Below are 18,118 nucleotides of genomic sequence, written 5' to 3'. Positions count from 1 at the left end.
TATTATGCCTGCTTTGTCCGACGGCATGAAAAGCCTGCCCGTCGGAACACCCCGTTTGAGGCATTTTTTGAGGACTGCAGATGTCGCCCTGGCTGACAGTAGTAGGTATCGGTGAAGACGGCTTCAAGGGGCTGGGCAAGAACGCCCGTCGCGCCCTGCTGGGCGCTTCGCGGATATTCGGCGGCCAACGGCAACTGGATTTGTTGCCCGTGTGCATTCGCGGTGAGCGCCAGCTCTGGCCCAGTCCATTCTCACTTGAACCTCTATTGGCGCTGCGGGGCGAGCCGGTTTGCGTGCTGGCCAGCGGCGACCCGATGTTCTTTGGCGTCGGTGCCAGCCTGGCGCGGCAACTACCCGGCGCAGAAATGCTGATCCTGCCCACCCCATCCTCCGTGTCACTGGCGGCCGCTCGCCTGGGCTGGCCGTTGCAGGATGTGGTGACACTGTCGGTGGTCGCCCGTCCCGTCGCCGCGCTCAACGCTCATTTGTTCAGTGGTGTGCGCTTGCTGGTGTTGAGCAACGACGGCCAGAGTCCGGCGGCCATTGCGGCGCTGCTGCGTGAGGGCGGTTTCGGGCCGAGTCGCCTGACCGTGCTGGAACATCTGGGCGGCGAAGCCGAACGGCGCATCGAGGGCGCTGCCAACGACTGGAGCGACCCGGCGATCGCCGATCTGAACCTGATCGCCATCGAATGCATCGCTGAACCCAACACGCCGCGCCTGTCGCGCCTGGCCGGCCTGCCAGACTCAGCCTTCCAGCACGACGGCCAACTGACTAAACGCGACGTGCGCGCCATCACCCTTTCTCGCCTCGCCCCGATCCCCGGCGAACTGCTGTGGGACGTCGGCGCCGGCAGCGGTTCGATCGGCATCGAATGGATGCGCGCTCACCCGAGTTGCCGGGCGCTGGCCATCGAAGCGGATGAGGGACGGCAGGCGTTGATTGAACACAACCGCGATGCCCTGGGCGTTCCCGGCCTGCAATTGATTCGCGGCAGTGCGCCGCAAGCCCTGAGCGGACTCGAACGCCCGGACGCGATTTTCATCGGCGGTGGCGTCACTCGTGAGGGCGTGCTCGATACTTGCTGGGCGCAACTCAAACCCGGCGGCCGGTTGATCGCCAACGCTGTGACACTGCAAAGCGAAGTGACCTTGATGGCCTGGCGTGAACGGCATGGCGGTGAGCTGACCCGCATTCACGTCGCCCAGGCGCAACCGTTGGGCGAGTTCGATACCTGGCGTCAGGCGCTGCCGATTACCTTGCTGGACGTGACGAAACCCCTCGATGCGTGACGAAACCGCCGAACAACCCGCCCCGCTGCGCAGCGGCCTGACCACCGGCAGCTGCGCCACCGCCACCAGCCTCGCGGCCGCCCGCCTGCTGCTCGGCGGCGTGGAAGCGGACGCCGTCGAGATCATTCTGCCCAAAGGCAAACGGGTGCAAATGCGCCTGGAATTCTGTCGACTGACGGACGACGGCGCCGAAGCCGGAACGATCAAGGACGCCGGCGACGACCCCGACGTGACCCACGGCGCCCTGCTGTTTTCCCAGGTGCGCCTGCACAGCGAACCGGGTATCCGCTTCAGCGCCGGCCGTGGCGTCGGCACCGTCACCCGGCCAGGGCTGGTGCTGAACGTCGGCGAACCGGCGATCAACCCGGTGCCGCGCAAGATGATCACTGATCACCTGACGTTGCTGGCCGAGGAACTGAATTACCAGGGCGGCTTCGAGGTCACGGTAAACGTCGAGGACGGCGAAGCCCTGGCGCTGAAGACCATGAACCCGCGGCTAGGCATTCTCGGCGGCTTGTCGATCCTCGGCACCAGCGGCATCGTCCGGCCATTCTCCTGCGCCGCCTACATTGCCTCGATCCACCAGGGCATCGACGTCGCCAAAACCAACGGTTACCTGCACATCGCCGCGTGCACTGGCAACGCCAGCGAAGACACCATGCGCCGGATCTACGACTTGCCGGAAATCGCCCTGATCGAAATGGGCGACTTCGTCGGCGCGGTGCTCAAGCACTTGCGTAAAGTACCTGTGGAAAAACTCAGCCTGTGCGGCGGCTTCGGCAAGATCAGCAAACTGGCAGCCGGGCACATGGATTTGCACAGTCGGCATTCAAGCATCGACCTGCCGCAACTGGCCGAATGGGCCGCGGCGGTCGGTGCCAATGCGGCGTTGCAACAGGCGATCCGCGAAGCCAATACCAGTCAGCAAGCTTTGGCCATGGCCAGCGCCGCCGGAATCGCCCTCGGCGACGCGGTGTGCCAGCACGCCCTCGACTTTGCCCGCAGCGTGGTGCCGACACAGGTTCAGGTCGAAGTCTTCGCCATCGATCGCCAGGGCGGGATTGTCGGCCATGCGGGAGTTGTTCAATGAAGCGCGTGTTGTTGCTCGGCGGCGTCACTGAGGCATTGGCCATCGCCCGAACCCTGGGGCCGGAGCACATCTACAGCCTGGCTGGCGTCGGTCGTGTACCGACGGATCTGAACTGTCAGGTCCGCGTTGGCGGCTATGGTGGCGCCGAAGGTCTGGCGCAGTTCATTCGTGACGAAGGCATTGACCTGCTGCTGGATGCGACCCACCCCTACGCGGCCCGCATCAGCCACAACGCCGCCACCGCCGCGAAGTTGAGCGGCATTGCCTGTTGGGCCTTGCGCCGTCCGGCCTGGCAGCCACAAGCCGCAGATGACTGGCGCGAAGTCAGCGACTGGGCCGAGCTGATCGAAGCGCTGAAACCTTTTCGCCGACCGCTGTTCACCCTCGGTCGCGAGCCATTGCAGCACCTGCACGAAATCCCGCCGGAGCAATTCTGGACGTTGCGTGCACTGGACGTTTATCCGGGCAACGCGCGCTGCGAAGTGATCGGCGCCCGTGGGCCGTTTCTGATCGAGGATGAACGTGAGCTGTTCGAACGTCGGCAGATCGATGTGCTGATCAGCAAAAACAGCGGCAGCACTGCCACCGAGCCGAAACTCGAAGTGGCGCGGGAGCGTGGAGTGCCGGTGCTGGTGTTGAAGCGGCCGGTGTTGCCGGGGGTTGAGCGGGAGTTTGGGGCGGTGACTGAGGTTTTAACGGCCCTCACACAAAACTGGTAGCAGCTGGCGAAGCCTGCGTTCGGCTGCGCAGCAGTCGTAAAATCAAACACCACGGTCTGCCAGGTTGACTGCGGCGCATGGGATCACGACCGCTACGCAGCCGAACGCAGCCTTCGGCAGCTGCTACATAAAATGCGCAATCCCCTACATATCCATCGGACCTAACGCACAACATCATCCAAATCGACTGACTTGTGGGCTCACAACCCAACCCCCATATTTCAAGCCCCACCCATGTAACGGGAAATGGCGGATGACTGAAAAATTCACTCGCTTCGATATCACTGAGTTTCTCCTGACGTCTGCCGATATGTGGCACTACATCAAGGCCTGCGAAGAGGAAGACCCGGGCGATGGAAGCTTCAATCGTGTAGCGCTCAGAGATGTCAAACACAATCCGGGCAAGAATCCAAAGTGACCCTCAATTCGCTCAGGCATTAAGAGTCGAAGTCGCTACACTCTTTCAAAACGGCGAGGCTGAGCTTGCACGCCGGCTGCTCGATATGCTGACTGACTCGCTGCGACACCACACCGCACGCGGTCTTTTTACTTATCGCCCCTGATCAGGCTAAATAGCCGCGCCTGATCGCCCACTCAAACGGATCTGTCCCATGTCCCGACAACGGCTCGCATTTGCCTGGATCGCCTGCTTTGCAGTGCTGTTCAACATGCTCGCCATGCCGATGTCCGGAGCGATGGCGCAAACGGCGAAATCGCCGGCCGAACAGTTGCTGTGGGGCAGTTTCTGCTCTTCCAGCGGCACGAAGCTGGTGGCGATTTCCCTGGGCGACATCGAGCAGAAAGCCCCGCAGAACGACGATCATTCCAACATGCAGCATTGCTGGTGTTGCTCGGGCTCCGCGCCGTTGGTGGCGTTGCCGGGGCATACGCCGCAGTTGTATTACGCGCGATTCGAGGCCAATCGAAGCGTGCCGCCGGCCACGCTCGACACACCGACACCGCGCCAGCAATGGCCGAGTCTCAACCCCCGCGCGTCCCCTCTGGTGTGATTCCTTCTCGCAATTGACCTGCGTTTTGAATCGTTCTGGAGAACTGCCATGTTGAACAAACTCATCGTCCTGGCTGTGTTGCTGCTGCCTGCCTGTTTTGCCAATGCCCACGAATACAAGGTTGGCGAACTTGAGATCGCCCATCCGTGGTCGCAGGAGTTGCCGCCCAACGCGCCCACCGTCGCGGCGTATTTCGTGATTCACAACAGCGGCAAAACCGCTGATCGGCTGCTTAGCGTCGGATCGCCAATATCCGGCAAGGCCGAGTTGCACGAACATGTGATGCAAAACGATCTGATGAAAATGCAGCAAGTGCCCAGCGTCGAGATTCCGGCTGGCGGCGATGTCACCTTCGCCCCGATGGCATACCACGTGATGCTGCTGGAGCTCAGAGACCGCAGCCTGTTGAGCGACGGCAAGCGCTTCCCGCTGACCCTGCACTTCGAGAAGTCCGGTGATGTAACGGTCGAGGTCTCGGTGCAGAAAAAGGCACCGGACAGCATGCAAGCGCACATGCACGCCCAGTAATCGCCCCCGTTGAAAACGCCTATGCGCCCGCATAGCGCCAGGCCATCCGTGCGCCGCCGTCAGCCAATGAGCCTGACCCGCGGCAGCTGGATCAGCCTGTTCGCCATGCTGATGATCTTTATCGGCCCACTGATTTCTCAGTCGATGCCGATGGATTCGCGCGCGGCTGCTTCGAGCATGGCGATAGGCATGTCCATGAACATGTCGATGGACATGGGCTCGGACATGTCGGCGATGGAGCACGCCGACCACGACGCACAACCGGCTGCCGAACACTGCCGGCCGACAGCCGAGCATCACGCGCTGTGGGAAAAATGCGGCTATTGCAGCCTGCTGTTCAATTGCCCGGCACTCACCGGTGGCGCTTCATTCACCGCGTTCGACACCCCGCCCGCCCCCACCTTCACCACACCCGCCACCCGCCTGGGCCACGCCCGGCAAACCTTCTTCCCCGGCGCCCGCACCCGCGCCCCGCCCATCGCCGCGTAAACACCTACCTCCGATCCCACACGGTCCGCAAGTCAACCCAAGCAACCTGTGGCAGTGAGCTTGTGTGGCGAGGGGGCTTGCCCCCGTTGGGTCGCGAAGCGGCCCCAAAACCTGCAATCGCCGTGTGTCAGGTACACCGCGTGCAACGTTTTACGACTGCTACGCAGCCGAACGGGGGCAAGCCCCCTCGCCACACAAAGCTCGCTCCCACACGGATTGCGTCGGTTCCGGGCCGTGTCGTTTACGACTGTTCGATGGAAATTTTCATGTCCAGGTTTTCTGCTGACACACGTTTGGGCGCTGCCCAGGCTTTTTTTGCCCTGAATCCATCCCGCGTTCGCTTCAGGCACGCCACCGCCGCTCTTTGCGGCTTGTTGCTGACGCCAATGGTGCTGGCCGATGAACACGCCGGCCACACCGAAGAACTGAGCCCGACGGTGATCACCGCCATCGCGCCGAGCTCGCCGCTGACTGTCGTCACCAACCCCAAGGAGCCGCGCCAACCGGTGCCGGCCAGCGACGGTGGTGATTATCTGAAGACCATCCCCGGCTTCGCGCTGGTGCGCAACGGCGGCACCAACGGCGACCCGGTGCTGCGCGGCATGTTCGGTTCGCGCCTGAATATCCTCACCAACGGCAGCATGATGCTCGGCGCCTGCCCCGGCCGGATGGACGCGCCGACCTCGTACATCTCACCGGAAACCTACGACAAACTCACCGTGATCAAAGGCCCGCAAACCGTGCTCTGGGGCCCCGGCGCATCGGCCGGCACCATCCTGTTCGACCGGGAGCCGGAAAGCTTCGGCGAACTCGGCACCCGGGTGAATGCCAGCGTATTGGCCGGCTCCAACAGCCGCTTCGACAAAGTGGTGGACGCCGCCGCTGGCGGGCCGCTGGGTTACGTGCGCGTGATCGGCAACACCGCGCACTCCGATGACTACAAGGACGGCAACAACGACACCGTGCCCTCGCGCTACGACAAATGGAACGGTGATATAGCGCTGGGCTGGACGCCGAACGCCGACACCCTGCTGGAATTGACTGCCGGCAAGGGCGACGGCGAAGCCCGTTACGCCGGGCGCGGCATGGACGGTTCGCAGTTCTTGCGCGAAAGCCTGGGCCTGCGCTTCGAGCAGTCGAACATCGGTGAGGTGCTGGATAAGGTCGAGGCGCAGGTCTACTACAACTACGCCGACCACGTGATGGACAACTACACCCTGCGCACGCCATCCGGCAACGGGATGATGGCCGGTCCCATGGCCTCCAATGTCGATCGCCGAACCCTCGGCGCGCGGATCAAAGCCACCTGGCGCTGGGCCGATGTGCAACTGATCAGTGGCCTGGACGCGCAAACCAACGAACACCGCCAACGCAGCGCCATGGGCGTCGACGCCTACAAGGATGTGCCGCGCAACAAGGACGCCGACTTCCACAACTACGGCGTGTTCAGCGAACTGACCTGGTACGCCGCCGACCGTGATCGGCTGATCACCGGCGCACGACTGGACCGTGCTTCGGCCAAGGATTATCGGCAGACCATCGGCTCCGGGATGATGGCCCGCCCCAACCCGACCGCCGACGACACCCGCGCCGACACCCTGCCCAGCGGTTTCGTGCGTTACGAGCATGACCTGGCCGACAGCCCGACCACGCTGTATGCGGGCCTCGGCCATGCCCAGCGGTTCCCGGATTACTGGGAGCTGTTTTCACCCAAGTCCGGCCCTGCCGGTTCGGTGAATGCGTTCGACGCGATCAAGCCGGAGAAAACCACCCAGCTCGACTTCGGCCTGCAATACAAGACCGCCGACCTCGAAGCCTGGGCCTCGGGATATGTCGGGCAGGTGCGTGACTACATCCTGTTCAACTACACGCCGGGAATGATGGGCATGACCTCGCAAGCCGAGAACATCGACGCGCGAATCATGGGCGGCGAACTCGGTGCAGCCTACAAACTGACGGCCAACTGGAAAGCCGACGCGACCCTGGCCTATGCCTGGGGCAAGAACAGCAGCGACGGCACTGCCCTGCCGCAAATGCCACCGCTGGATGCACGTTTCGGCCTGACCTACAGCGAAGACAACTGGAGCGCCGGCGCCTTGTGGCGGGTGGTCGCGGCGCAAAACCGCATCGATCGGAACAAGGGCAACGTGGTCGGCAAAGACTTCGACAAAAGCTCGGGGTTCGGCGTGTTCTCGCTCAACGGCGCGTACCGGATCAACAAGAACTGGAAGGTCAGCAGCGGCGTCGACAACTTGTTCGGCAAGGCCTACGCCGAACACCTGAACCTGGCCGGTAACGCCGGTTTCGGCTTCCCTGCCAATGATCCGCAAGCCATCAACGAACCGGGGCGCACGCTCTGGACCAAGGTCGACATGAGCTTCTAAGAGCATCGCGGGCGAGCCCGTCCCCACAGCTTCAACACCGCCGTGGGAGCGGGTTTGCCCGCGAATGACTGCGCAGCAGTCACCAGACAATGACAAAAGATCCAAGCCTAGCGGAGCACTCGAAGTGAAACAGCCCAAACCGAATTTCTACAACCTGGCCTGGCGTTGGCATTTCTATGCCGGCCTGTTCGTCGCGCCGTTCATGGTGATGCTGGCCCTGACCGGCATCGTCTACCTGTTCAAACCGCAACTCGATCCATTGATGTACGGCAGCCTGATGAACATCCCGGCCGGTCATCACACCGTGGCCGCCGACGACCTGCTCAAACGGGTGAAAGAGGCGTATCCACAGGCCCGGATCAAACAATACCTGCCGCCGGTCAACGCTGAACGCAGCGCGCAATTCGTGGTGATCAATGAAGGTCATGAACTAAACGTGTTCATCGATCCGTACCACGGCGACATCCTCGGCGAGCAGGATGCGAAGAACAATCTGCAGGCGCTCGCACGCTCGATTCACGGCGAGTTGATGATCGGCACCGTCGGTGATCGGCTGGTGGAGCTGGCCGCCGGTTGGGGTGTGGTGTTGGTGGTCTCCGGGGTATTTTTGTGGTGGCCGCGTGGCCAGCGCGCCGGCATTCTCTGGCCGCGCTTGAACAGTCGCGGCCGCGTGCTGTGGCGTGATCTGCACGCAGTGACTGGCTTCTGGGGCGCGGCGTTTTTGCTGGTGATGCTGCTCAGCGGCATGACCTGGACCGGCTTCTGGGGTAAGCAATACGCCGACCTCTGGAACCGCTTTCCGGTCGCCATGTGGAATGACGTGCCCAAGTCCGACGTCGAGGCCCGCAGCCTCAACAGCGCCACACGCCAGACCGTGCCGTGGGCCATGGAGAACACGCCGATGCCAATGTCCGGCGACCACGCCGAACACATGGCTCACGCCAGCACGCAAGCCGGCCCGGCGGCGCCGACCATCAGCCTGCAAGACGTGCAAAACATTGCCGTGCAGCGCAAGGTCGAGCCCGGCTACAGCATCACCTTCCCGACCACCGCCACCGGTGTGTTCACCATCGCGGTGTTCGCCGATGACCCGCGCAACGATGCCACCCTGCACGTCGACCAGTACACCGGCGACGTCCTCGCCGACGTGCGCTGGCAGCATTACAGCAACGTCGCCCGCGCCACGGAAGTCGGCGTGATGCTGCACGAAGGCAAGATGTTCGGCCCGTTCAATCAGATCATCGTGCTGCTGATCTGCCTGATGATTTTGCTCAGCGCCGTCAGCGGCGTGGTGATCTGGTGGAAGCGTCGGCCACAGGGCAAGTTCGGTGTGCCACCGTTGCGTCACGACCTGCCGAAATGGAAAACCGCAATGGTCATCATGTTCGCCCTGGCGGTGATGTTTCCGTTGGTGGGGGCTTCGCTGGTTGTCGTGTGGCTATTGGATTGGGGGCTGCTGTCACGCCTGGGCCGGCAAATTGAATCCACCTCACCTTCATCATGAAACAGGCGAGATACGCGTACGCGTAAAGCCAATACAATGCGGGCCAGCATTGAATCCTTGGCGTGGCGAGGGGGCTTGCCCCCGTTCGGCTGCGCAGCAGTCGTAAAACCCGACAACGCAGTAAACCCGGAGAAACTGCGGTGTCAGGTTTGGGGTCGCTGCGCAACCCAACGGGGGCAAGCCCCCTCGCCACAGTTCTGTGTGCTGGCTTGAACGATCATCAGGAATGAAATGACTTCGCTGAACCTCACCAACCTCGCCTGGACACCCCTGGGCCACGGCCACTGCCATCACCAGTTCCAGCTGCGTGACGCCTCCTTGCACGTGGCTGCCGGTGAGTTCGTCGGGTTGATCGGCCCCAACGGCAGCGGTAAAACCAGCCTGCTGCGGTGCGCTTATCGCTTCAGCAAACCGGAACATGGCGAGATAAAACTCGACCATCACAACGTCTGGAAGCAGTCCTCACGCTGGTGTGCGCAACGCATCGCCGTGGTGTTGCAGGAATTTCCCGACGCCTTCGGCCTGACCGTCGATGAAGTGGTCGCCATGGGCCGCACGCCGCACAAAGGACTGTTCGACGGCGACACCGTGCACGACCGCAACCTCGCGGCCCACGCCCTGGAATCAGTCGGCCTCAAGGGCTTCGAAGACCACGCCTTCGCCACCCTGTCCGGCGGTGAAAAGCAGAGGGTGATCCTCGCCCGCGCCCTGGCCCAGCAACCGCAATTGCTGATCCTCGATGAGCCGACCAACCACCTCGACCCGCGCTATCAACTGGAACTGCTGCAACTGGTCAAACGCCTGCAGATCGGCACATTGGCGAGCATCCACGACCTCAATCTGGCGGCAGCCTTCTGCGATCGGCTGTACGTGATCCATCACGGTCGCATCGTGGCCAGTGGCACCCCCAAAGAAGTCCTGACCACACACCTATTGCACAACGTGTTCGGCGTCGACGCCCTGATCGATGACCATCCCTTGCACGGCTACCCACGAATCACCTGGATAACCCAACCATGACTTTGCGTTCCCTGCTTTGCGTCGCGTTGTTGCTGGGCAGTGCCCATGCCTTCGCCGAGGCCACGAAATACCCGCTGACTGTCCAGAGTTGCAACCGCGCAGTGACCTTCAAGCAAGCGCCGAAACACGCGGTCAGCCACGACATCAACATGACCCAGATGATGCTCGCCCTCGGTCTCAAACCCAGGATGGCCGGCTACAGCGGCGTGACCGGATGGAAATCGGTGACGCCCCAGATGCAGACCATCCTCGATGGCTTGCCGGAACTGGCAGCCAAGTACCCGTCGGTGGAAACCCTGCTCAACGCCAACGTCGATTTCTTCTTCGCCGGTTGGGATTACGGCATGCGCGTCGGTGGTGATCTCACGCCGCAAACCCTGCAACCGCTGGGCATCAACGTCTACGAGCTCACCGAGTCCTGCGCGTTCGTGATGAAGCGCCCACCGGCCAGCCTGGATGACACCTACAACGACCTGCGCAACCTCGGCAAAATCTTCGACGTGCAGGATCGCGCCAATGCCGTGATCGCCCGGATGCAGGCGCAAGTCGCCGAGGTGCGCCAGGATCTGCCAGCGGACAAGCCTCGGGTATTTCTCTACGACAGCGGTGAAGACCGGGCCATGACCTCCGGGCGCCTGGGCATGCCCCAGGCGCTGATTGACGCGGCCGGCGGGCGCAACATTCTCGACGACGTCGAGGCGAGCTGGACCCGGGTCAACTGGGAAAACGTGGTCGAGCGTAATCCGCAGGTGATCGTGATCGTCGATTACGGCGAAGTCACCGCTGAACAGAAGGAGCAGTTTTTGCTGAACAACCAGGCCCTGCAATCGGTGGACGCGATCAAGAACCAGCGCTTCATCGTCATTCCTTACGTACAAGCCACGCCGGGGATCGACAACGTGCTGGCGGTCGAAACCCTGGCCAAGGGTTTCCACGGCGAATGATCGACCGTCGCTATGCCTTGTTGCTGATCGGCCTCGGCGTGCTGTTGCTGATGTCGTGTGTGGTGTCGCTGGGTTTTGGCCCGGCGCGGGTGCCGGTGGACGTGGTGTGGCGGATTCTGCTGCACAAGGCGTTCGGTGTTGGCGAGCAGAACTGGACGGCCGGCCAGGAACACATCGTCTGGCTGATCCGCGTGCCGCGCATGTTGCTCGGCGCGCTGGTGGGCGCCGGCCTGGCGCTGATCGGTGCGGTGCTGCAAGCGGTGACGCGCAATCCATTGGCCGATCCGCACTTGTTGGGCGTGACCTCCGGCGCGACCCTCGGCGCGGTGATCGTGGTGTTGCATGTCGGTGAAATCGTCGGCCTGCTGACCTTGCCCATCGCGGCGTTTATCGGCGCGCTGCTGAGCATGCTGGTCGTGCTGATGATCGCCAACCGTCATGGGCGGCTGGACAGTGATCGGCTGCTGCTGTGCGGTGTCGCGGTGTCATTCGTGATGATGGCAATCGCCAACCTGCTGCTGTTTCTGGGCGACCATCGCGCCAGTTCGGCGGTGATGTTCTGGATGCTCGGCGGCCTCGGGCTGGCGCGTTGGGAATTGCTCGCCGTGCCCGCCGCGAGTGTGTTGCTCGGGTTGGTGTTGTTGCTGGGCATGGCCCGGCCGTTGAATGCGTTGATGGCCGGCGAGCAGACCGCCGTGACCCTGGGCCTCAATGCCCGCACCGTGCGGCTGCGGGTGTTTTTGATTGCCTCATTGATGACCGGGGTGTTGGTGTCCATCAGCGGCTCGATTGGTTTTGTCGGGTTGATGGTGCCGCACATTGCACGACGGTTGGTGGGGGCCGAGCATCGACGGTTACTGCCGGTGTGCGTGTTGTTGGGCAGCCTGTTCCTGGTCTGGGTCGACGTAGCCGCACGCACCCTGATCGCCCCGGAAGACCTGCCCATCGGCGTCGCCACCGCCGCGATTGGCGGGCTGTTCTTCATCGGTCTTATGCGCCGGCGCCGACTCACCGCTCCCACAGGGTGATCGTTCCCACGCTCCTGCGTGGGAATGCCGCCAGGGACGCTCCGCGCTCCGCTTTGAATGTTTAACGGATGTATCAGAACGCAGACCTTTCCCACGCATCTTTCAGGTTGTCCGTCGGAAGCGGGCTCTCTAGTCTTTGGCTGTCGCTGACAACTCAGCGATCGGGCGTGAGAACCCGGTAGCCCTGTTAATCCAACATCAGTACCACCATAATTGCCGCCAGCTTACCGCTGCGTGCAATGCTCTATGGCGGCTGTGTGCGGGCGGACTTCGGTCCGGCCGGGTTTGGGGTACGACCGGTTTCTCACTCCGCACATAGCTGCCACCCCTTCATCGCGTGAGAAACGATAAGTGGTGGCTCCATTTGATTTGGTGCCCCTAATGAATAAAAAAATTGTTCCCGATCCACCCGTCAACACCAGCACTCCCGACCCCGAAACCTTGCGCGCTGAAGACCTGCTCAAAGACCGCGAAGCCATAAAACGCGCCCTCGACTACTATCTCGATCCCCCGGCGCCCTACACCGAAAAACCCCGCCGCCCCAGCACCATGTTCATCGTCGCACCGAATATGGATACCGAAAGCCTGCTGGCCCACGCCTGTGAATCGTTAGCCACGGCGAGTGTCCTGGCCAGCGACTTCGCCAACGACCTGACCGCCCCACAGCGCTACACGGCGCTGGCGATTCAACAGAGCATCATGCTGGCGGAGCTGGCGGTAAACCGGGCACTGGATAACGTCGACCCAGCGTAATCCCCCGCTCTTTGGGAAAGAGCCTTTGTGGCGAGGGGGCTTGCCCCCGTTCGGCTGCGAAGCAGTCGTAAAACCATTGCACGCGGTGTACCCGATACACCGCAGTTGCAGGTTTTGGGGCCGCTTCGCGACCCAACGGGGGCAAGCCCCCTCGCCACAGGTTTTGTATTCACAGCGCCTTTACCTTAACTGACCGGCATTGGGGCAATCCTTCGCCCCAATGTGGCGCATCTTCTCGCACCAACGCGCCAGCCCCGTCCCTTCATGGTGCGTCACGCAAACCCCGCAACCACTCTAATACGACATTTCCTTGCCCGTCCCCGACCGGGCACAGCCCTTGCAAAACAGCCTTCAGTCGTCCGCATCTGCCAACCATAAAAAACTTTAACGTTCATGGAGATCGCACAATGAAGCGTCGCAGTTTGATCAAGGCTTTCACACTCACGGCAAGCATTGCCGCGATGGGCATGACCTGGACTGTCCAGGCCGCCGAGACCATCAAGGTCGGTATTCTGCATTCGTTGTCCGGGACCATGGCGATCTCCGAAACCTCGCTCAAAGACATGGCGTTGATGACCATCGACGAAATCAACGCCAAGGGCGGCGTGAACGGCAAGATGCTGGAGCCTGTGGTCGTGGACCCGGCATCGAACTGGCCGCTGTTCGCCGAAAAGGGCCGGCAGTTGCTGACCCAGGACAAAGTGGCGGTGGTGTTCGGTTGCTGGACCTCGGTATCGCGTAAATCGGTGCTGCCGGTGTTCGAAGAGCTCAACGGCCTGCTGTTCTACCCGGTGCAATACGAAGGCGAAGAGATGTCGCCAAACGTGTTCTACACCGGCGCGGCGCCCAACCAACAGGCGATCCCGGCAGTGGAATACCTGATGAGCGAAGAAGGCGGCAGCGCCAAGCGCTACTTCCTGCTCGGCACCGACTACGTTTACCCGCGCACCACCAACAAGATCCTGCGCTCGTTCCTGCACTCCAAAGGTGTGGCGGACAAGGACATCGAAGAGGTCTACACCCCGTTCGGCCACAGCGATTACCAGACCATCGTGGCCAGCATCAAAAAATTCTCTGCCGGTGGCAAGACGGCGGTCATCTCCACCGTCAACGGCGACTCCAACGTGCCGTTCTATAAAGAGCTGGCCAACCAGGGCCTGAAAGCCACCGACGTACCGGTCGTGGCGTTCTCCGTGGGTGAAGAAGAACTGCGCGGCATCGACACCAAACCGCTGGTGGGCAACCTCGCGGCGTGGAACTACTTTGAGTCGGTGGAAAACCCGGTGAACAAGAAGTTCGTCAATGACTGGAAAGCCTACGCCAAGAAACACAACCTGCCGGGCGCCGACAAAGCGGTGACCAACGACCCGATGGAAGCCACCTACGTTGGCATCCACATGTGGGCGCAAGCCGCCGAGAAAGCCAAATCCACCGACGTCGACAAAGTCCGCGAAGCCCTGGCCGGCCAGACTTTTGCCGCACCGTCCGGCTACACCTTGACCATGGATAAGACCAACCATCACCTGCACAAGCCAGTGATGATCGGCGAGATCCAGGCCGACGGTCAGTTCAACGTGGTGTGGCAGACCGAAGGGCCGATCCGCGCCCAACCGTGGAGCCCGTTCATTCCGGGCAACGACAAGAAGCCGGAGTATGCGGTGAAGAGCAACTAAGCCACTGGGGCCTGAGCATGGAGCTCAGGCCCGACACAACTCCTGTGTGAGCGGGCTTTGTGGTGAGGGGGCTTGCCCCCGTTGGGCTGCGAAGCGGCCCCAAAAAACGGGACTACTGCGTAGTCCAGCGGGAGCAAGCTCCCTCGCCACAAAGTTTGCTCCCACACTTAGTCCGCGCAAGGACACTGACATGCCCACTGCCTTTTACCGCTTGATCCTTGCCATCGCACTGTTACTGCCGATGGTCACCCACGCCGGCGACGCCGAAGACTTCGTCGCGGCCAATCCCGTGCAGCAAGCCAAGCTTCTGGAAGCCTGGGCCGCGCAGCCCGATCCGGCCCGCATCGAACTGATCAACGCCCTGCAACAAGGCGAGCTGACCATCGATGGCCAACCGAAAACCCTGCGCCTGAACAATCGCCTGCGGGGTCTGATCGACACCGCTTTGGCCAGCCACCAATTGCTCGCCGCCGACGCCAAAATCCGTCTGGCCGCCGCGCAGCAATTGCAGAAAAGCGCCAAACCGGCGCAGCTGAAATTCCTCGATCAACAGCTGACCAGCGAACAAGACGAAACCGTTCACGCCGCCCTGAGCCTGGCCTTGGCCAATCTGCAACTGGTCGACAGTGCCCCCGCCGTGCGCCTCGCCGCCGTGCGTTTGCTCGGCGAAACCGGCGACCCACTGGCCCGCACCCGCCTCGAAGGCTTGCTCGAACCCGGCGTCGAAGCCGACGCCAGTGTGCACACCGCCGCCGAAACCAGCCTGGCCCAGGTCAAACGCAAACTGCTGATCGGTGAGATGCTCGGTCAGGCCTTCAGTGGCATGTCCCTGGGTTCGATTCTGCTGCTCGCAGCATTGGGCTTGGCGATCACCTTCGGCCTGCTCGGGGTGATCAACATGGCCCACGGCGAGATGTTGATGCTCGGCGCGTACTCGACGTACGTGGTGCAGCTGATGTTCCAGCGCTTCGCCCCACAAGCCATCGAGTTCTATCCGCTGATTGCGCTGCCGGTGGCGTTTTTCGTTACCGCCGCCATCGGCATGGCGCTGGAGCGCACGGTGATTCGCCACCTCTACGGCCGCCCGCTGGAAACCCTGCTCGCCACGTGGGGCATCAGCCTGATGCTGATCCAGTTGGTGCGGCTGGTGTTCGGCGCGCAGAACGTCGAAGTGGCCAACCCGGCGTGGTTGTCGGGCGGAATTCAGGTGCTGCCCAATCTTGTGCTGCCGTACAACCGCATCGTGATCATCGCGTTTGCCTTGTTTGTGGTGGTGCTGACCTGGCTGCTGTTGAACAAGACGCGCCTTGGCTTGAACGTGCGCGCCGTCACCCAGAACCGCAACATGGCGGCGTGCTGCGGGGTGCCGACCGGGCGCGTGGACATGCTCGCCTTCGGCTTAGGCTCGGGCATCGCCGGCCTCGGTGGCGTGGCGCTCAGCCAGATCGGCAACGTCGGCCCGGACCTCGGCCAGAGCTACATCATCGATTCGTTCCTGGTGGTGGTGCTCGGCGGTGTCGGTCAATTGGCCGGCAGCGTGTTGGCCGCATTCGGGCTGGGCATCGCCAACAAGATTCTTGAACCGCAGATCGGTGCGGTACTCGGAAAGATCCTGATCCTCGCGTTGATCATTCTGTTCATCCAGAAACGTCCGCAAGGCCTCTTCGCACTGAAAGGACGGGTGATCGACTGATGAACCAGCCTCTGCTCGTTACCGCGACAAAAAAAGCCGGCCCCAAAGTCACCATCACTGTTGGCGCGGTGATTCTGGTTTTGCTACTGGCGTTGCCATTGCTGTCGTTGTTATCGCCCGACAGCGCGCTGCACGTCTCGGCCTACACGCTGACACTGGTGGGCAAGATTCTTTGCTACGCCATCGTCGCCCTCGCCCTCGATCTGGTCTGGGGTTACGCCGGCCTCCTGTCCCTCGGTCACGGTCTGTTCTTCGCCCTCGGCGGTTATGCGATGGGCATGTACCTGATGCGCCAAGCCTCGGGTGACGGCTTGCCGGCGTTCATGACGTTCCTGTCCTGGACCGAATTGCCGTGGTACTGGACCGGCACCAGCAGCTTCCTCTGGGCCATGTGCCTGGTGGTATTGGCGCCGGGATTGCTGGCATTGGTATTCGGTTTCTTCGCCTTCCGCTCGCGGATCAAGGGCGTGTATTTCTCGATCATGACCCAAGCCCTGACCTTCGCCGGGATGCTGCTGTTTTTCCGCAACGAAACCGGGTTTGGCGGCAACAACGGCTTCACCAACTTCCGCAGCATTCTCGGGTTTGGCATCACGGAACCGGGGACTCGCGCGGTGTTGTTTTTCGCCACGGTACTGTTGCTGGTGGCGAGTCTGTTCATCGGCTGGCGGCTGGCGCAAAGCAAGTTCGGCCGGGTGTTGACCGCGTTGCGCGATGCCGAGAACCGCCTGATGTTTTGCGGCTACGACCCGCGCGGCTTCAAGCTGTTTGTCTGGGTGTTGAGTGCGGTGTTGTGTGGCCTGGCGGGGGCGTTGTATGTGCCGCAAGTCGGGATCATCAACCCGAGCGAAATGTCGCCGACCAACTCGATCGAAGCGGCGGTCTGGGTTGCCTTGGGGGGGCGCGGCACGCTGATCGGCCCGCTGCTGGGTGCCGGCGTGGTCAACGGGATGAAGAGCTGGTTCACCGTGGCGTTTCCGGAATACTGGCTGTTCTTCCTCGGCGCGCTGTTCATCGTCGTGACGTTGTATCTGCCTAAGGGTGTGATCGGTCTGCTGAAGAAAAGGGGTGAATCATGAGAATCACAGCGACTGCGGAATTCATGCTCGAACCGGCCTTTTTTCCACCGCAGCCCAACAAGGATGCCGGCAGCAGCCGCGATGCCATTGGCCTCGGCCAACGCGTCGGCCCCGGCCTGAATACGCGCCACGGCACCATCCTGACCCTGGAAGACATCAGCGTCAGCTTCGATGGTTTCAAGGCACTCAACAATCTGAACCTGTACATCGGCGTTGGCGAATTGCGCTGCATCATCGGCCCCAACGGCGCGGGCAAAACCACGCTGATGGACGTGATCACCGGCAAGACCCGCCCCAGCCACGGCAAGGCCTGGTTCGGTGAAACCCTGGACCTGACGCAGATGAGCGAAGTGCAAATCGCCCAGGCCGGTATCGGTCGCAAGTTCCAGAAACCAACCGTGTTCGAAGCCCTGAGCGTGTTCGAAAACCTGGAGCTGGCGCAGAAAACCGACAAGTCGGTGTGGGCCAGCTTGCGGGCTCGCCTGAGCGGCGAACAAAAAGATCGCATCAGTGAAGTGCTGGAAACCATTCGCCTGACCAGTTCGGTCAATCGCCCGGCAGGGTTGTTGTCTCACGGGCAGAAGCAGTTTCTGGAAATCGGCATGCTGCTGATGCAAGACCCGCAACTGCTGTTGCTCGACGAGCCGGTGGCGGGCATGACCGACGCCGAAACCGAATTCACCGCCGAGCTGTTCAAGCGCCTGGCCGGCAAGCATTCGCTGATGGTGGTGGAACACGACATGGGCTTCGTCGGCTCGATCGCCGACCACGTCACCGTGTTGCACCAGGGCAGCGTACTGGCCGAAGGGTCGCTGGAGCAGGTGCAGGACAATGAGCGGGTGATCGAGGTCTACCTCGGTCGATGATTTTGCCTTTGTCGGAGCGAGGCTTGCCCGCGAAGAACGATAACGC

Annotated in this window: 17 protein-coding genes; all 17 read left to right on the top strand. The window is 62.1% G+C overall.

Annotated elements, in window-relative coordinates:
• Nucleotides 1-80: 80 nt before the first annotated feature.
• Nucleotides 81-1,292 carry a precorrin-6y C5,15-methyltransferase (decarboxylating) subunit CbiE gene (gene cbiE, locus AC1DQM_RS21315; protein ID WP_477746808.1) on the top strand — a complete coding sequence of 404 codons (1,212 nt, stop codon included), beginning with the start codon at nucleotides 81-83 and terminating at the stop codon, nucleotides 1,290-1,292.
• Complete coding sequence (locus tag AC1DQM_RS21310; protein WP_477746807.1) at nucleotides 1,285-2,382, top strand: cobalt-precorrin-5B (C(1))-methyltransferase; 1,098 nt, start codon at nucleotides 1,285-1,287, stop codon at nucleotides 2,380-2,382. The genes cbiE and AC1DQM_RS21310 overlap by 8 nt, the downstream gene beginning before the upstream one ends.
• Nucleotides 2,379-3,101, top strand: a complete 723-nt coding sequence (locus AC1DQM_RS21305; RefSeq protein ID WP_430954338.1) for a cobalt-precorrin-6A reductase — start codon at nucleotides 2,379-2,381, stop codon at nucleotides 3,099-3,101. Before AC1DQM_RS21310 ends, AC1DQM_RS21305 begins: the two co-directional genes overlap by 4 nt.
• Nucleotides 3,102-3,354: 253 nt before the next feature.
• Nucleotides 3,355-3,519 carry a hypothetical protein gene (locus tag AC1DQM_RS21300; protein WP_477746806.1) on the top strand — a complete coding sequence of 55 codons (165 nt, stop codon included), beginning with the start codon at nucleotides 3,355-3,357 and terminating at the stop codon, nucleotides 3,517-3,519.
• A gap of 193 nt (nucleotides 3,520-3,712) precedes the next feature.
• The gene (locus AC1DQM_RS21295) at nucleotides 3,713-4,111 is read left to right on the top strand and encodes a DUF2946 domain-containing protein (protein WP_019582256.1); all 399 of its coding nucleotides are present in this window, start codon (nucleotides 3,713-3,715) and stop codon (nucleotides 4,109-4,111) included.
• 48 nt (nucleotides 4,112-4,159) lie between these two features.
• Nucleotides 4,160-4,639, top strand: coding sequence for a copper chaperone PCu(A)C (locus AC1DQM_RS21290; RefSeq protein ID WP_477744183.1), 480 nt, complete (start codon nucleotides 4,160-4,162; stop codon nucleotides 4,637-4,639).
• A gap of 21 nt (nucleotides 4,640-4,660) precedes the next feature.
• A complete protein-coding gene (locus AC1DQM_RS21285) occupies nucleotides 4,661-5,128 on the top strand; it encodes a DUF2946 domain-containing protein (protein WP_477746805.1) in 468 nt (155 codons plus the stop codon).
• A gap of 266 nt (nucleotides 5,129-5,394) precedes the next feature.
• A complete protein-coding gene (locus tag AC1DQM_RS21280; protein ID WP_477746804.1) occupies nucleotides 5,395-7,512 on the top strand; it encodes a TonB-dependent copper receptor in 2,118 nt (705 codons plus the stop codon).
• 124 nt (nucleotides 7,513-7,636) lie between these two features.
• On the top strand, nucleotides 7,637-9,016 hold the full coding sequence (locus AC1DQM_RS21275; RefSeq protein WP_204123891.1) for a PepSY-associated TM helix domain-containing protein: 1,380 nt from the start codon (nucleotides 7,637-7,639) through the stop codon (nucleotides 9,014-9,016).
• 231 nt (nucleotides 9,017-9,247) lie between these two features.
• The gene (locus AC1DQM_RS21270) at nucleotides 9,248-10,036 is read left to right on the top strand and encodes an ABC transporter ATP-binding protein (protein WP_064616049.1); all 789 of its coding nucleotides are present in this window, start codon (nucleotides 9,248-9,250) and stop codon (nucleotides 10,034-10,036) included.
• On the top strand, nucleotides 10,033-10,980 hold the full coding sequence (locus AC1DQM_RS21265) for an ABC transporter substrate-binding protein (RefSeq protein ID WP_413697091.1): 948 nt from the start codon (nucleotides 10,033-10,035) through the stop codon (nucleotides 10,978-10,980). Before AC1DQM_RS21270 ends, AC1DQM_RS21265 begins: the two co-directional genes overlap by 4 nt.
• Nucleotides 10,977-12,008 carry a FecCD family ABC transporter permease gene (locus AC1DQM_RS21260; RefSeq protein WP_477746803.1) on the top strand — a complete coding sequence of 344 codons (1,032 nt, stop codon included), beginning with the start codon at nucleotides 10,977-10,979 and terminating at the stop codon, nucleotides 12,006-12,008. Before AC1DQM_RS21265 ends, AC1DQM_RS21260 begins: the two co-directional genes overlap by 4 nt.
• Nucleotides 12,009-12,389: 381 nt before the next feature.
• Nucleotides 12,390-12,761: a DUF6124 family protein gene (locus tag AC1DQM_RS21255; RefSeq protein WP_477744187.1), complete on the top strand. Its 372-nt coding sequence runs from the start codon at nucleotides 12,390-12,392 to the stop codon at nucleotides 12,759-12,761.
• A 407-nt stretch (nucleotides 12,762-13,168) separates the two neighbouring features.
• The gene (gene urtA, locus AC1DQM_RS21250) at nucleotides 13,169-14,434 is read left to right on the top strand and encodes an urea ABC transporter substrate-binding protein (protein ID WP_019650644.1); all 1,266 of its coding nucleotides are present in this window, start codon (nucleotides 13,169-13,171) and stop codon (nucleotides 14,432-14,434) included.
• A gap of 190 nt (nucleotides 14,435-14,624) precedes the next feature.
• Nucleotides 14,625-16,127, top strand: coding sequence for an urea ABC transporter permease subunit UrtB (gene urtB / locus AC1DQM_RS21245; RefSeq protein WP_477746802.1), 1,503 nt, complete (start codon nucleotides 14,625-14,627; stop codon nucleotides 16,125-16,127).
• Nucleotides 16,127-17,206 carry an urea ABC transporter permease subunit UrtC gene (urtC, locus tag AC1DQM_RS21240; RefSeq protein ID WP_477746801.1) on the top strand — a complete coding sequence of 360 codons (1,080 nt, stop codon included), beginning with the start codon at nucleotides 16,127-16,129 and terminating at the stop codon, nucleotides 17,204-17,206. The genes urtB and urtC overlap by 1 nt, the downstream gene beginning before the upstream one ends.
• Entirely contained in the window at nucleotides 17,203-18,072 is an 870-nt protein-coding gene (gene urtD / locus AC1DQM_RS21235) for an urea ABC transporter ATP-binding protein UrtD (protein WP_018928448.1), read from the top strand. Before urtC ends, urtD begins: the two co-directional genes overlap by 4 nt.
• Nucleotides 18,073-18,118: the final 46 nt, after the last annotated feature.

Source organism: Pseudomonas sp. 01L34 (assembly GCF_056400265.1).
Note: the sequence above shows the minus strand (reverse complement) of the source record. Positions and strands in the feature narration are given on the sequence as shown.

Bases quoted from the DNA above. Each gene is read 5' to 3' on its own strand.
- cbiE (WP_477746808.1), top strand. From the start codon at position 81: ATGTCGCCCTGGCTGACAGTAGTAGGTATCGGTGAAGACGGCTTCAAG.
- AC1DQM_RS21310 (WP_477746807.1), top strand. From the start codon at position 1,285: ATGCGTGACGAAACCGCCGAACAACCCGCCCCGCTGCGCAGCGGCCTG.
- AC1DQM_RS21305 (WP_430954338.1), top strand. From the start codon at position 2,379: ATGAAGCGCGTGTTGTTGCTCGGCGGCGTCACTGAGGCATTGGCCATC.
- AC1DQM_RS21300 (WP_477746806.1), top strand. From the start codon at position 3,355: ATGACTGAAAAATTCACTCGCTTCGATATCACTGAGTTTCTCCTGACG.
- AC1DQM_RS21295 (WP_019582256.1), top strand. From the start codon at position 3,713: ATGTCCCGACAACGGCTCGCATTTGCCTGGATCGCCTGCTTTGCAGTG.
- AC1DQM_RS21290 (WP_477744183.1), top strand. From the start codon at position 4,160: ATGTTGAACAAACTCATCGTCCTGGCTGTGTTGCTGCTGCCTGCCTGT.
- AC1DQM_RS21285 (WP_477746805.1), top strand. From the start codon at position 4,661: ATGCGCCCGCATAGCGCCAGGCCATCCGTGCGCCGCCGTCAGCCAATG.
- AC1DQM_RS21280 (WP_477746804.1), top strand. From the start codon at position 5,395: ATGTCCAGGTTTTCTGCTGACACACGTTTGGGCGCTGCCCAGGCTTTT.
- AC1DQM_RS21270 (WP_064616049.1), top strand. From the start codon at position 9,248: ATGACTTCGCTGAACCTCACCAACCTCGCCTGGACACCCCTGGGCCAC.
- AC1DQM_RS21265 (WP_413697091.1), top strand. From the start codon at position 10,033: ATGACTTTGCGTTCCCTGCTTTGCGTCGCGTTGTTGCTGGGCAGTGCC.
- AC1DQM_RS21260 (WP_477746803.1), top strand. From the start codon at position 10,977: ATGATCGACCGTCGCTATGCCTTGTTGCTGATCGGCCTCGGCGTGCTG.
- AC1DQM_RS21255 (WP_477744187.1), top strand. From the start codon at position 12,390: ATGAATAAAAAAATTGTTCCCGATCCACCCGTCAACACCAGCACTCCC.
- urtA (WP_019650644.1), top strand. From the start codon at position 13,169: ATGAAGCGTCGCAGTTTGATCAAGGCTTTCACACTCACGGCAAGCATT.
- urtB (WP_477746802.1), top strand. From the start codon at position 14,625: ATGCCCACTGCCTTTTACCGCTTGATCCTTGCCATCGCACTGTTACTG.
- urtC (WP_477746801.1), top strand. From the start codon at position 16,127: ATGAACCAGCCTCTGCTCGTTACCGCGACAAAAAAAGCCGGCCCCAAA.
- urtD (WP_018928448.1), top strand. From the start codon at position 17,203: ATGAGAATCACAGCGACTGCGGAATTCATGCTCGAACCGGCCTTTTTT.